This is a genomic window from Maricaulis sp. (genome assembly GCF_039978735.1).
Classification (GTDB): Bacteria; Pseudomonadota; Alphaproteobacteria; order Caulobacterales; family Maricaulaceae; genus Maricaulis.
Window position 1 is genome coordinate 107665 of record NZ_JBDWAS010000045.1, and the last position, 12948, is coordinate 120612.

Below are 12948 nucleotides of genomic sequence, written 5' to 3' on the forward strand. Positions count from 1 at the left end.
TGCCGGCCCGGATTTCACGCCGCAAGCAGCGACGCTACCGCTTGTGACGATAGCGGCACCGCCGGGTAGGGACAGGGAACCCGGCGGTGCCTGGCAGACCTCATCGGCAGGCTGGGGGGACGCTCGTTTGAGGCCTGATCGTCTGGAGCGGCCGTCTTCCTGCCCGCTCGAGGGGAGGAGAACAGGGCAGGGCGGCCACTCGCTTATTCATGTAGGAACGCCCGGACTGAATCCAAGACCGTCAGTGTCGAAAATCGCCGGCCCGGACACAGCCGTTTCCGCCGCGTTCGAAAACCGATATGGCGCGCCCCATTCTCCGCGCCAAGGGCACGGCCCGTCACACTCTCGTGAAGCCCGGCGGCCCGCCCCGGAAAGCGGGCTCAGCCTGCCGTTTCGGCCAGGCGCGGCCACTGCCGGTCGATGGCGTCCAGGCTGAGTGACGGCGCCAGACGGCCCGCCAGGTCAAACGCCAGGGCCCGGGTTTCCGCGACATCGCGCGGCGCAACGGCCAGCGCCCCCACGGCTTCGGGCACCAGGGTCAGCGGAATGTCGCGGGTCTGGGCATCGAACAGCGTCGCCAGGATCGAAAAGGGCGCGGAAAACCCGACAAGAAGACAGTCCCGGCCGGTATTGCGCGCCATGAACTGATGAAAATAGCTGTCTGAAAACGCCGACAGGCCCCGCCGCACGAAGACGGGTTCCCGCGTCAACGGACGCAAGGCGGGCACCGGCGTGCGGTCCGCACGCGCGCCGTCTGTGATGGCGTGCTGGCAATGACAGATCGACCAGCCATCGGCCCGGGCCCGGCGCAGCAGCGCCTCGATCCGGGTCATGGCTGCATGATTGTCCGCATCGATCCGGCCATCCGGCCCCTCGACCCGGTCACGCTGGCAGTCGAGCAGGATCAGCGCCGGGTTATGGGCGTTCGTCATGCCGCTTCCTCCTCCGATTTCTTCTTGTCTTTCCTGGCCTGTTCCTTTTCGGCCTCAAGCCGTTCGAGCGACAGGTCGAACGGACCGGGCCGGTCCCACTCGCCATCCGGCCGGATCAGGACCATCGGATCCGTATCCGCCGTGATCGCATTGGCCGGCGGGATCAGCTCGCGCTCGATCTCGACATAGGCATAGTCCGAGAAATAGAATTCCGGCCGGTCAGGTCGAACGCGGAAACCGTGCGTCCGCCAGTATTTCACCCGGTTGAGCTGGGCATGCCCGATGACGCGGCGATAGCCGCGGCGGGCGCTGTAGCGCAGAGCTTCCTGCATCAGCACCCGCATCACGCCGTCGCGCCGGTATTGCTGCAGCACGGCCGCGCGCTCCACCTTGGCGAAGTCAGCAAACCAGCGCAGGCGCAGTACGCCGACCGGCTCACGCCCTTTCCATGCAATCAGGTGCGAGGCCGCCACCAGGTCGTTGCCGTCATACTCTTCAGCGTAGGGAGCTTCCTGCTCGCCCAGATAGATGACGCCGCGCAGCGTCATCGCCATGACGACCTGGTCGAGCGTGCGGGCCACCGTGACTTCGATTACCGTCCCGTCCGTCGCATCCGTCATCGCGGCGCCTCCCAGTTCCCAAGAATACTGTGCCGCAGCAGCATGGCGCCGAGCTTGTCGGGAAAGCCGGTGCTGCCATAGAGCGGATTGATCCCGTCCGGCCTTGCACATTCCTCGAAGCCGAGCCGCCGCATCAGCGCCTGCCCCTCCGTGGTGCGCGCCCGGGCATAGACCCGCACATCCGAATAGAAGCCGCGCCAGCCCACCAGCAGCGCCCGCAGGGCCGCCGCCTGGGCATGCGGTGTGCGTCCGGCCAGCCCCCAGGACAGGAGCGCGGCTGCCTTTTCATCCAGACCGCAGACCCAGTCTCGTTGCGCGTTCGCGAAACCGAACTCCCCAGCAAGCAGCGCAGACACGCCTTTTTCGCTCAGCGGGATAGACGCAACGAAACCGTCAGGGGTGCCATTCCAAACGCGCATATGAAGCGATCTCCGCGTCCAGGCTTGCACGCGCGCAATGTCTTCTGCGCTCGCGATCTCACCGTCTATGAGGGCGTCCGCGAGCGCGTGGAACTCATCGATCCTGTCGAGCGTGACAGGCTCGAAATCCATTGATGCAAAAGCCTGATCCAACCGTTCCAAGGGAAATTGAAACCCGCTTCGGGTTTGACTAGTGTGGGTCGCCTGAGTCACCGTCGCGCTCCTCATGCCAACACGGTTACCCAATGGTTAACACCTCGCCTCGATGGCGACTTCCGCAAAGTTGGAATAGTGGATAGTCAGGAAACAGATACCCTTCTCCGGCGGAACCTGTTCGACTGGGACGATCTGCAGATTTTCCACGCCGTGGCGACGACGGGATCGATGAGCGCGGCCGCCACGGCACTCGGTTGCCAGCAATCCACCATTTCCAAGCGCATGCGCCAGCTGGAAAGCCGGCTTGGGAGCCAGCTGATCGAACGGCATGCCGGCGGGATCATGCTCACGCCTGCGGGTGAAAATGCCTTCGACTATGTGCTGACCATGCAGCGCTCAGCGCATCAGCTGGAGACCCAGATCGCCGGTCGCGACCGCGCGATGGAAGGCGAGGTCACCCTGCGCGCGCCGGACGGGCTGTCCAGTTTCTGGCTCGCAAGACACGTGCCGGAATTCCAGCGAACCCATCCGGCAATCGACCTGAAACTGCTTGGCGACCACTCGGCTGCGATCGGAGAAAATGCGTCGTCGCTGGCCGTCACCTTCGTGCCCGAAAAGACGATGGACACGCAGGCCGAGCTTTTGGCCACCCTGCACTATATGCCTGTAGCATCACGGGAATTTATTGAAACCTATGGTGCTCCCCGGTCCCTTGTCGATGTCATGAACCTGAGGTTCGCGACGCTGGAACAGTATGACCGCTCGCTATCATTGTGGGGCGAAAAAGCCGAGGCAGCAGATACTCTTATTAAATATTCCTTCCGCACCGACCTCAGTTCGGTGTTATTTGAGGTGGTACGCCATGGTGGCGGTATCGCCATGGCACCGACCTATCTTGCCGCCCTTTATGCCGATGAATTGGTAGTACTCGACTACGACTTTCATCAGGACATCAGGGTGTGGCTCAAATATATGCCCGGAAGTCGGGGGATCGGCAGAATAAAGTGTGTTGGCGACTGGATCACCGACATATTCAATCGTAGAAACAATCCTTGGTTTCGCGAAGAATTCTGTCATCCGCGTGAGTTCTGCGGCATAGACGTCATTAGACCACAACCGTGAGGATGCCATGAGTGCCAGGGGCCCAACGAGTATTGACCAGCATGTCGGAGCGCGTCTGCGTCTGCGCAGAAGCCTGATGGAAATGAGCCAGTCCGAGCTGGGCGAAAAGCTGGGTGTCACCTTCCAGCAGGTCCAGAAGTACGAGCGCGGCACGAACCGTATCGGTGCCAGCCGGCTTTTCCATGTCGCCAAGGTCATGGAAGTCCCGGTGTCCTACTTCTTCGAAGGCCTCGAGGAAGACGGCTCCTCCGAGCTGAAGGGTCCCGAATCCGACACGCTGTACGATTTCATCGCCAGCCCCGACGGCCTCGCCCTGGCCCAGGCCTTTGCCGGCATCAAGGACCAGACGGTCCGCCGTCGCGTCATCGACCTGCTGCGCTCGCTGGCAGACTAAACGTCAGCAAAAACACCCAGCATTCGGAAAGGCCGCGCCTTCGGGCAGCGGCCTTTTTCGTATGTGAGGATGCCCGCGCGGCAAGCGGCAGAATGCTCGCGCAGCGGACGCCGGAGATGGAAGCTCAATTCTGCGAGGAGAGAATGGAGCGGGCGATGAGATTCGAACTCACGACATTCACCTTGGCAAGGTGACGCTCTACCCCTGAGCTACGCCCGCTCACGATGTGCGGGGCTTGGCCCCGCCGGGGAGCGGGGTATATCGCGCAAACGCCGGATAATTGCAAGCACCTGATTCCGTCGACTTGCACATGGCCGCATCTCGCGCTTCAACAGGCGCATGCCAGCGACACGCCAACAGCTTTTCGACCGTCTCGACGCCCTGGGTATTGCCCATGAAACCGTCGATCATCCGCCTGTATTCACGGTCGAGGAAGGCCGTGACATCAAGGCGAAGATGCCGGGCGGGCACACCAAGAATCTCTTCCTTGCCGACAAGAAGGGCCGGATCATCCTGATCTCTGCGCTCGGCGAGACGCAGATCCCGGTCAACCGGCTCCACCGCCTGCTCGACTGCGGCCGCCTGTCCTTCGGCAAGCCGGACCTGATGGAAGCCGTGCTGGGCGTGACCCCGGGATCGGTGACCGCCTTCGCACTGATCAATGATGTCGAAAAGCGGGTCCATTTCGTGCTCGACGCGGCCCTGACGCGTCACGATCCGGTGAATTTCCACCCGCTCTCCAATGACGCCACGACCGCGGTCAGCTGTGCCGACCTGATCCGCTTCGCCGAGGATACCGGCCACCCGGTAGAGATTGTCGATTTCGACGCACTGTCTGCCGAGGCGGGCGCGGCGCAGTGACGCCTTGCATCGCGGAGCCGGCAAGGCCAACTAGGACACAATACAGCGATGCGACTGCCGGTGTGCCGGCCACATCGTGTCTTTGAACATTCCGGACCGGGCCGGTTTCCAAGCGGAAGCCTCCCGGTCTAGGGTGACGCGAACACAAGGAATTTGGTCATGAGCGCAGATCTGACCCTGGGAACAGGCGCGCCGGCAGGCGATATCGTCAAGGACTCCACCGATCAGGCCTTCATGCAGGACGTGGTCGAACCGTCGCGCGAAGTCCCGGTCATCGTCGACTTCTGGGCGCCCTGGTGCGGCCCCTGCCGCCAGCTGGGTCCGGTGATCGAAAAGGCCGTGCGCGATGCGGGCGGCGAGGTGCGTCTGGTCAAGATCAATATCGACGAGAACCCGGGCATCGCACAGCAATTGCGCGTCCAGTCCATCCCAGCCGTCTTCGCCTTCAAGAACGGTCAGCCGGTCGACGGTTTCATGGGCGCGCTGCCGGAAAGCCAGATCAAGGACTTCATCCAGCGCATTTCCGGCAAGGGCCCCAGCGAGGCCGAGCTGAAAACGATGGTCGACACCGCCCTGGCAGCCCTTGAGGCCGGCGATCTGGGCGGTGCGTCCCAGGACTTCGCCGCCGTGCTGCAGGCCGATCCGGGACATCCCGGCGCGCTGGCCGGCCTGGCGCGTGTCTGGCTGAAGAATGGCGATACCGACAAGGCCCGCGAAATCCTCGACCATGTTCCCGAAGACCGCGCCGGCGACCCCGCTGTTGAAAGCGTGCGCGCGGCACTCGAGCTCGCCTCGGGCGCTCCGGCGGACGACAGCGAAACGGCTGCGCTGCGCAGCCGCGTCGAGCAGGATCCGTCGAACCTTGAGGCCCGTTACGAGCTCGCCGAAGCCCTGGTCGCCGCCGGCGATCACAAGGGCGCGATCGACCAGCTGATCGCGATCACCGCGCTCGACCGTGAGTGGAACGACCAGGCCGCCCGCACCCTGCTGCTGAAAGTCTTCGACGCGGCAGGCCCGGCCAGCGAGGTGACCCGCGAGGGCCGCCGCCGCCTGTCGGCCATCCTGTTTTCGTAAGGAAGAAGACGATGAGCGAGAACCAGACCGCACCGCGCGAGATTGATCCCAAACTGCTGGAAATCCTGGTCTGCCCGGTCACACGCGGCCCCTTGAAGTATGACCGCAAGGCCCAGGAACTGGTGTCGGACAGTGCCGGTCTGGCCTATCCGATCCGCGACGGAATTCCGATCATGCTGCCTGACGAGGCACGCAAGCTGGAGCGTGACTGATGGCGCGCCCCTGGCCCGAGCAATTGCGCTTCTCCCGCGCCGACAAGGCGCTGCATGTCGTCTTCGATGACGGCAAGCGCTTTGCGATCCCGTTCGAAACCCTGCGGGTCGAGAGTCCCAGCGCCGAGGTGCAGGGGCACGGCCCCGGCGAGAAGCGACTGGTGACCGGCAAGGAGAATGTGCTGGTCACGGCCGCCGAGCCCGTCGGCCGCTATGCCGTGCGTCTCGTCTTCGATGACGGCCATGACTCCGGCCTCTTCACATGGGATTATCTCTATGCGCTGGGTGAAACCGCGCACTGATCACCGGTCCGAGGAGACTGCGATGTTCAAACCCGTTTTCGCCGGCCTCGCGGCCGCCATTGCCTTGCCCGCCCTCGCCTTGGCCGGTCCCGGCGATTTCGCGCCCGGCCCCGTCATCGAGGAATTCGGCCCCGTCGCACCCGTCGAAGGCGCCCTGCCCATCCCCGAAGGGACAGAGTTCAGGATCAGTTTCGACACCCGGGACCGGGCGGCCGAAGGCGAGCTCAATTCCAAGCTGACCGCCGCAGCGCGCTTTCTGAACATGCAGGCCGCCGCGGGCGTGCCCGTCGAGAACATCCACCTGGCCATCGTCGTTCACGGTACCGCCGTCCACGATGTGACGCGCGACAGTGCCGGCGCCAACGCCGATCTTGTTGCCGCCCTGGTGGAGCACGGTGTCGAGATCTTCGTCTGCGGCCAGAGCGCGGTCTGGTACGACATCGCGGCCGGCGATCTCCTGCCGGGCGTGTCCATGTCGCTTTCGGCCATGACGGCTCACGCCCGGCTGCAGTCCGACGGCTATACGCTCAACCCCTTCTAGGCGGCGTCCAGGCGCTGGCCTTTCAGGAGCCGCGGCGGATCGCCGGTCTCGCCGCCGGCCTGGCGCATGAAGAAGCGGCGCGCCGGCGGGATGCTGTCAACGATCGACAGGCCAATCCCGCGAAGCTGACGGATCGGCTCGATATCGTTCGAAAACAGGCGGTTGAAGACGTCGGTGCCCGCTGCCAGCGTGGCACTGTCGAATTTGCGCCAGTCCTCATAGCGGCGCAGCGTCGTGACAGCCCCGATATCGAGTCCGACCCGCCTGGACTCGCCGCAGACTTCTGCCAGCGCGGCCGCATCGCGAATGCCCAGATTGAAGCCCTGCCCGGCCAGCGGGTGAATCCCTCGCGCAGCATCGCCGACAAAGGCAATGCGGTCGTCGCAGAATTGTTCGGCATAGCGCAGCCCCAGCGGATAGGCGAAACGCGGACCTTCCGGCCGGACATCGCCCAGGAAATCGCCGAACCGTGCTTCCAGCTCCTCCTGGAAGACCTCGTCCGGAGCCTCCTTGAGCGCATCGGCAATCGCATCCGGCTCGGTCCAGACCAGAGAGGAACGGTTGTCGGTCAGGGGCAGGATGGCAAAGGGGCCTGACGGCAGGAAATACTCGTAGGCCGTGCCATTGTGCGGCTCGGCATGACGGACGGTCGCCACCAGGCCTTTCTGGCCATAACCCCAGCCGGCCGTGCGTACACGGGCCTGGTCGCGCAGGCGGGAGAACTTGCCATCGCACGCGACCAGCAGCTTGCCGGACAGGCGTTGCCCGTCGGCCAGGACAAGATCGATCCCGCCCTTGCGGTGTTCATAGCGATCGGCCCGCGCCGGTGCGATCAGCGTGATTTGCGGCCGCGCCTGCAGCGCCTTGACGAGCGCCTGGCGCGAACGCCGGTTCTCGGCCATCCAGCCCAGCGGCTCGCCGTCCGGGCCTTCGGAAATCTCGTTGCGGTCGAAATGCAGCGTGTGCGGTCCCGGACCGCCGGGCTTGTCGCCACCATAGGGCCGGCCGTCACAGACGAGGATATGCTCGATCCGCTGGGCATGCTCGCGCAGGTGATCCGCCACCCCCAGCGCCTCGAACATGCGCCAGGAGGTGTAGGCCAGCGCCGAGGCGCGCCCGTCGAAAGTGGGCGCCAGCTGATCGGAGAATTCCAGCACATCCACGACCGCCACCGACAGACCGGCCTGGTCCATGGCCAGCGCCAGCGTCATTCCGGCCAGGCCGCCGCCGGCGATCACGACATCGCCATCAAAAAGGGGTTTGCTTGTCATGGAACGGAGAATACGGGGTTTGTGTTCTGAGAAAAGCGGTCAGAGCGCCGCAGCGCATTCAGTTTCTGTTTACCCTGCGGGAAGACTTCCCCGCTAGGACGGTGTTCATGAGCCGCAAAGCCGCCGCCAACGCCAACACCGGGGACACGAACCGCGCCGCCAAACCGCTTTGGCGGCTGCGCCTGCACGATCTTGTCGCGGGCGGGCTGATGCTGGCGGCCGGCCTGTTCCTGCTGCTGTCCCTGCTGTCGCACAATGTGCTCGATCCCAGCTGGAATGTTGCGGCGGAAGGCGAGGTGCGAAACTGGATGGGCCGCTGGGGCGCATCCCTGTCGGACATGCTGCTGCAATCGGTCGGCTGGGCCGCCGGCGGGCCGGCGATTGCCCTGACCATCTGGGGCGCGATCCTCGTCTGGCGTACGCCGCAGCCCCGCCCGCGCTCGGTTGCCGGCTTCCGCTGGTTCTTCGCGGCCCTGGGCACAGCCGGATTCGCGGCCGCCGTGAGCGCCCTTCCCGTCCCCAATGCCTGGCCGTTCGCCTCGGGCATGGGCGGCGCCATGGGCGACATTTTCCTCAACACGCTGGCAGCCCTGCCGGCCCGCTTCGATCTGCCGGGCGCGACAGGCATGGCGGCGGGCTTTGCCCTCCTTCTGTCGATCGCCGGCATCTTCCTGACCTTTGGCCTGCGCTCGCGCGACATTGCAGCGGCCGTCGATGCCGCGGGACTGGCCTGGGCGACGGTGCGCGTCTGGATGGATGCCGTGCGCGGCCGGATTGCAGGCTTCTCGGGCGATGACGGTCCGGACGACGAGGATCACCGTCCCGCGCGCGAGGAGCCGGTCCTGCGCCGCGCCATGCGGGCCGCGGATGACACGCCGGCACCGGCCACCGCCCGGGCACAGTCCGACGAGCCCGAGCTCTCGAGCGCGGTGAAGGTGGCGCCGGGCCGCAAGGCGAAACAGTCAGACCGCGACGTCCGAGAGGCACAGGGCGCGCTGCCCTTCGTAAAGACCGACGGGTTCAAGCTTCCCCGGCTCGACCTTCTGGCGAAACCCTCGGTGCGCAATGATGCCGTCGACGAGATGGCGCTGCGCCAGAATGCCGAGCTGCTGCAGGGCGTGTTGTCGGACTTCGGGGTGAAGGGCGAGATCGTCCAGGTGCGCCCCGGCCCCGTCGTCACGCTCTATGAATTCGAACCGGCACCCGGGGTGAAATCCTCGCGCGTGATCAATCTGGCCGACGATATCGCGCGCTCGATGTCGACCATGGCCGCCCGCGTCGCCGTTGTGCCCGGCCGTAATGCGATCGGTATCGAACTGCCCAATCCCAAGCGCGAGACCGTCTATCTGCGCGCCCTGTTCAATTCCAAGGCCTTCGAGGACGCCAAGGCGGAACTGCCCTTCGCCCTGGGCGAGACGATCGGCGGCGAACCCTTCGTGGCCGACCTTGCGCGCATGCCGCACCTGCTGATCGCCGGTACCACCGGCTCGGGCAAGTCGGTCGGTATCAACGCCATGATCCTCTCCCTGCTCTACCGGCTGCCGCCGGAAGACTGCCGGATGATCATGATCGACCCGAAAATGCTGGAACTCTCCGTCTATGACGGCATCCCGCACCTGCTGACACCGGTCGTGACCGATCCGAAAAAAGCCGTGGTCGCCCTGAAATGGGCCGTGCGCGAAATGGAAAGCCGCTATCTGCGCATGTCCAAGATCGGCGTGCGCAATGTCTCCGGCTTCAATGAACGCGTCGCGGAGGCGCTGAAGACCGGCGAGGAGCTCTCGCGCACGGTCCAGACCGGCTATGACAGGGAAAGCGGCGAACCGGTCTACGAGACCGAGACGATTCCTGCTGAGAAAATGCCCTATATCGTCGTGGTGATCGACGAGATGGCCGACCTGATGATGGTCGCCGGCAAGGAGATCGAGGCCGCCGTGCAGCGCCTGGCCCAGATGGCGCGCGCTGCGGGTATTCACCTCGTCACGGCCACCCAGCGTCCCTCGGTGGACGTCATTACCGGCACGATCAAGGCCAATTTCCCGACCCGGATCTCCTATTCGGTCACCTCGAAGATCGACAGCCGCACCATTCTCGGCGAGCAGGGCGCGGAACAGCTGCTGGGCATGGGCGACCTGTTGTACATGGCCTCGGGCGGACGCGTGCGCCGCCTGCACGGCCCCTTTGTTTCCGATCGCGAGGTCGAGGAAATCGCGGCCTTCCTGAAGAAGCAAGCCCCGCCGGAATACATCGAGGCCGTCACGGCCGGCGGCGATGACGACGAGGACGGCATCCCCGGTCTCGACATGGGCGATGAAGGGTCTGGTGACCAGCTTTTCGACCAGGCCGTGGCTCTTGTCGCCCGCGACCGCAAGGCCTCGACCTCCTATATCCAGCGCCGCCTGCAGATCGGCTATAACCGCGCCGCCACCCTGATCGAGCGCATGGAAGAAGAAGGCATGATCGGCCCCTCCGACCACGCCGGCCGCCGCGAGATTTTCCTGCCGGAGAATGACGGGGTTTAGGGCATTGCCTTCCGGTGCGAGGCCGGTCACTTTCCCGCGCCCGCAGCAATCCGGAGCGCGACTGTCATGATTACCACACTGGCCTTCGATGCAGACGATACGCTCTGGCACAATGAGCGCTTCTACCGGCTGACGGAGGAGAGCTTTACGGCGATGCTGGCCGACTATGCCGATCCGGATCACCTGTCCGAGCGGCTGCTGGAGGCGGAGCGGCGCAATCTCAAGCGCTATGGCTACGGCATCAAGGGTTTCGTCCTGTCGATGATCGAGACGGCGGTCGAAGTAACGGAGAACCGGGTGCCGGCGGCCACGATCCGGCAGATCCTGGATGCCGGTCACGACATGCTGGACCATCCTGTGGAACTACTGCCCCATGTGCGTGACACAGTGGAAGCATTGACCCCCCATTACCGCACCATAATCGTCACAAAGGGTGACCTTATGGACCAGGAGCGCAAGATCGCGGCCTCCGGTCTGGCGGATCTGTTCGACGGGATCGAGATCGTCTCGGAAAAGACCCCGGACATCTATCGGAGTATTTTCGACCGGCATGGCGACGGCGCCGAACGGGCGATGATGATCGGCAATTCGATGCGCTCGGATGTGGTGCCGGCGATCGAGGCGGGCAGCTGGGGCGTTCACGTGCCGCACGGGCTGACCTGGGCGCTCGAACACGCCGAAGCGCCGGCCGAACATCCCCGCTTCCGGGAGATCGGCGATCTGGCCGGACTGCCCGGCCTGCTCGACACGCTGCGCTAGCGAGCTGCTGGCGATTGCGGCCGCTACACGCTAGATTGAGGGTTCGTCTGCGAGGGAGGGCGGCATGCGTTCAGCCTTGGCTATCCGCCATGTCGGTTTTGAAGATGCCGGCGCCTTTGTGCCGGCGCTGGACGGTGCGGGCTATGCGCTGCGCTACTGGGATGCCGGTGACGATACGGCGCTTCTGGAAAATGTCGATCCGGACCTGCTGATCGTGCTGGGCGGCCCGATCGGGGCCGACCGCGACGACCTCTACCCCTTTCTGAAAACCGAGCTCGGCCTGATCGAACGGCGGCTGGCAGCGCGCAAGCCGGTACTGGGCATCTGCCTGGGTGCCCAGCTGATGGCGCGGGCGGCGGGTGCGACGATCCGGCCAGCCCCGGCGAAAGAAATCGGGTTCGCGCCGATCTCGCTGAGCGAAGCGGGTGCGCTGTCCTGCCTGGCGCCGTTTGCCCACGATCCAATAACGCTGCACTGGCATGGCGACACGTTCGACCTGCCTGCCGGTGCATTGCGTCTGGCCTCGACCGACATCTGCGAAAACCAGGCCTTCAGCCTGGGTCCGCATGCGATCGGCTTCCAGTTTCATCCGGAAGCCGGCGGCGGCAGCCTGGAAGCCTGGCTTGTGGGACATGCGGTCGAACTTGCGGCAGCCGGGGTCGATATCGCCCAGCTGCGACAGGATGCCGGACTGTATGGCCCGCGGCTTGCCAAGAAAGGCCGCGAGGTCGCGGCGAGCTGGCTAGCCGAGCTGGCGGTTCCCGCCTGAGATTACCGCGGCCCGTCCACCGCAACGACCCGAAGAGATCCCTCACACACTTATGAACCGGATCACCGGGATTTTGCCCCCGAAGCCCCGTTCGGCGCCTAGACTGCAGGCCGAGCAGGGGAGTGCGCATGTTTCTGTCAGCTATAGCGGGCATCTGCCTGGCCAACCGAGCGCCGGATTTCGATCCGCTCTGGCGCACCGACGGCCTGGACAATCCGGAAAGTGTCATTGCCGACGGGCGGGGCGGCTATATCGTTTCCAACGTCAATGGCGGCGGCGGCGAGGCGAATGGCGACGGCTATCTCGCCCGGCTGGACGCACATGGCCGGCCAGTGGAGCCACGCCGCTGGGTGACAGGGCTGAACGCACCCAAGGGGCTCGCCCTGGCTGACAGCCGCCTTTTCGTCACCGACATCGACACCTTGGTGGAGATCGATGCCGAGAGCGGCGGAATACTTGCCCGTCATCCGGTGGACGGTGCCCGTTTCCTCAACGACGCTGCGGCCCATGACGGCCGCATCCTGATCTCCGACAGCGGCACGGGCCGGATCCATCTGTTCGACGGCGAGACAATGACGCTGTGGCTGGAAGACCCCGCGCTGGCCGGCGTCAACGGCCTCTGGCCGGAGGACGACCGGCTGCTGGCGACGACGATGGAGCGGGGCGAGATTCTCGCCATCGACTGGCATTCCCGGTCGGTCGAGGCGGTGGCCGGCGGCCTGCCGGATGCGGACGGGATCGCCCGGACCGCAGCCGGCGGATACATCGTCAGCCAATGGCCCGGCGATGTCTGGCACTGGGTGGAGGGCGAGGCGCCGGTTCACCTCATCGAACGCCAGGACCCGCCGGTACTGATGAATGATCTGATGATTGCTGAGGACATGGTTATCATCCCGCACTGGCAGCCGGGCGCCGTCTCGGCCTGGCGGCTGAGCTGCAGCGATGACAGCGGGCTGACGGAAGAATGAACATCCAGGCCTTGCTCGCGCCCAAA

General features: G+C 65.0%; 15 protein-coding genes and 1 tRNA gene. 11 read left to right on the plus strand and 5 right to left on the minus strand.

Features of this window, described 5'->3' with window-relative positions; all coding sequences use genetic code 11:
• Positions 1-380: 380 nt before the first annotated feature.
• From ABJO18_RS13080 to ABJO18_RS13090, 3 genes are read right to left on the minus strand one after another with little or no spacing between them, the layout of a single operon-like run.
• Positions 381-932, minus strand: a complete 552-nt coding sequence (locus ABJO18_RS13080) for an isochorismatase family protein (protein ID WP_348507340.1) — start codon at positions 930-932, stop codon at positions 381-383.
• Complete coding sequence (locus tag ABJO18_RS13085; RefSeq protein WP_348507339.1) at positions 929-1552, minus strand: GNAT family N-acetyltransferase; 624 nt, start codon at positions 1550-1552, stop codon at positions 929-931. Before ABJO18_RS13085 ends, ABJO18_RS13080 begins: the two co-directional genes overlap by 4 nt.
• Positions 1549-2184, minus strand: a complete 636-nt coding sequence (locus ABJO18_RS13090; RefSeq protein WP_348507338.1) for a hypothetical protein — start codon at positions 2182-2184, stop codon at positions 1549-1551. Before ABJO18_RS13090 ends, ABJO18_RS13085 begins: the two co-directional genes overlap by 4 nt.
• 78 nt (positions 2185-2262) lie before the next feature.
• Between ABJO18_RS13090 and ABJO18_RS13095 the strand changes: the two genes are divergently transcribed.
• Positions 2263-3249 (plus strand): LysR family transcriptional regulator, encoded by a 987-nt coding sequence (locus tag ABJO18_RS13095; protein ID WP_348507337.1) that lies wholly within the window; start codon positions 2263-2265, stop codon positions 3247-3249.
• 7 nt (positions 3250-3256) lie between these two features.
• A complete protein-coding gene (locus tag ABJO18_RS13100) occupies positions 3257-3643 on the plus strand; it encodes a helix-turn-helix domain-containing protein (protein WP_271187202.1) in 387 nt (128 codons plus the stop codon).
• A 144-nt stretch (positions 3644-3787) separates the two neighbouring features.
• Here ABJO18_RS13100 and ABJO18_RS13105 read toward each other — a convergent pair.
• Positions 3788-3862, minus strand: a tRNA-Gly gene (locus ABJO18_RS13105).
• Between the two features lie 120 nt (positions 3863-3982).
• On the opposite strand from ABJO18_RS13105, the gene ABJO18_RS13110 reads away from it, so the two are divergent.
• The 5 genes from ABJO18_RS13110 to ABJO18_RS13130 all read left to right on the plus strand — a co-directional run bounded on the left by ABJO18_RS13110 (position 3983) and on the right by ABJO18_RS13130 (position 6633).
• On the plus strand, positions 3983-4504 hold the full coding sequence (locus tag ABJO18_RS13110; protein WP_348507336.1) for a prolyl-tRNA synthetase associated domain-containing protein: 522 nt from the start codon (positions 3983-3985) through the stop codon (positions 4502-4504).
• 159 nt (positions 4505-4663) lie between these two features.
• Positions 4664-5578: a thioredoxin gene (gene trxA, locus ABJO18_RS13115; protein ID WP_348509459.1), complete on the plus strand. Its 915-nt coding sequence runs from the start codon at positions 4664-4666 to the stop codon at positions 5576-5578.
• 11 nt (positions 5579-5589) lie between these two features.
• The gene (locus tag ABJO18_RS13120; RefSeq protein WP_348509460.1) at positions 5590-5790 is read left to right on the plus strand and encodes a Trm112 family protein; all 201 of its coding nucleotides are present in this window, start codon (positions 5590-5592) and stop codon (positions 5788-5790) included.
• Positions 5790-6092 (plus strand): DUF971 domain-containing protein, encoded by a 303-nt coding sequence (locus ABJO18_RS13125; protein WP_348509461.1) that lies wholly within the window; start codon positions 5790-5792, stop codon positions 6090-6092. The genes ABJO18_RS13120 and ABJO18_RS13125 overlap by 1 nt, the downstream gene beginning before the upstream one ends.
• A 22-nt stretch (positions 6093-6114) precedes the next feature.
• Positions 6115-6633, plus strand: coding sequence for a DsrE family protein (locus ABJO18_RS13130; protein WP_348509462.1), 519 nt, complete (start codon positions 6115-6117; stop codon positions 6631-6633).
• On the opposite strand, the gene ABJO18_RS13135 is transcribed toward ABJO18_RS13130, so the two are convergent.
• Complete coding sequence (locus ABJO18_RS13135) at positions 6630-7904, minus strand: UbiH/UbiF/VisC/COQ6 family ubiquinone biosynthesis hydroxylase (RefSeq protein ID WP_348509463.1); 1275 nt, start codon at positions 7902-7904, stop codon at positions 6630-6632. The two genes, ABJO18_RS13130 and ABJO18_RS13135, sit on opposite strands and share 4 nt — an antisense overlap.
• A gap of 107 nt (positions 7905-8011) precedes the next feature.
• Between ABJO18_RS13135 and ABJO18_RS13140 the strand changes: the two genes are divergently transcribed.
• The 4 genes from ABJO18_RS13140 to ABJO18_RS13155 all read left to right on the plus strand — a co-directional run bounded on the left by ABJO18_RS13140 (position 8012) and on the right by ABJO18_RS13155 (position 12922).
• The gene (locus ABJO18_RS13140; RefSeq protein WP_348509464.1) at positions 8012-10426 is read left to right on the plus strand and encodes a DNA translocase FtsK 4TM domain-containing protein; all 2415 of its coding nucleotides are present in this window, start codon (positions 8012-8014) and stop codon (positions 10424-10426) included.
• Positions 10427-10492: 66 nt separating this feature from the next.
• On the plus strand, positions 10493-11185 hold the full coding sequence (locus ABJO18_RS13145) for an HAD family hydrolase (protein WP_348509465.1): 693 nt from the start codon (positions 10493-10495) through the stop codon (positions 11183-11185).
• A gap of 64 nt (positions 11186-11249) precedes the next feature.
• The gene (locus ABJO18_RS13150; protein ID WP_348509466.1) at positions 11250-11954 is read left to right on the plus strand and encodes a glutamine amidotransferase; all 705 of its coding nucleotides are present in this window, start codon (positions 11250-11252) and stop codon (positions 11952-11954) included.
• A 128-nt stretch (positions 11955-12082) separates the two neighbouring features.
• A complete protein-coding gene (locus ABJO18_RS13155; protein ID WP_348509467.1) occupies positions 12083-12922 on the plus strand; it encodes a hypothetical protein in 840 nt (279 codons plus the stop codon).
• Positions 12923-12948: the final 26 nt, after the last annotated feature.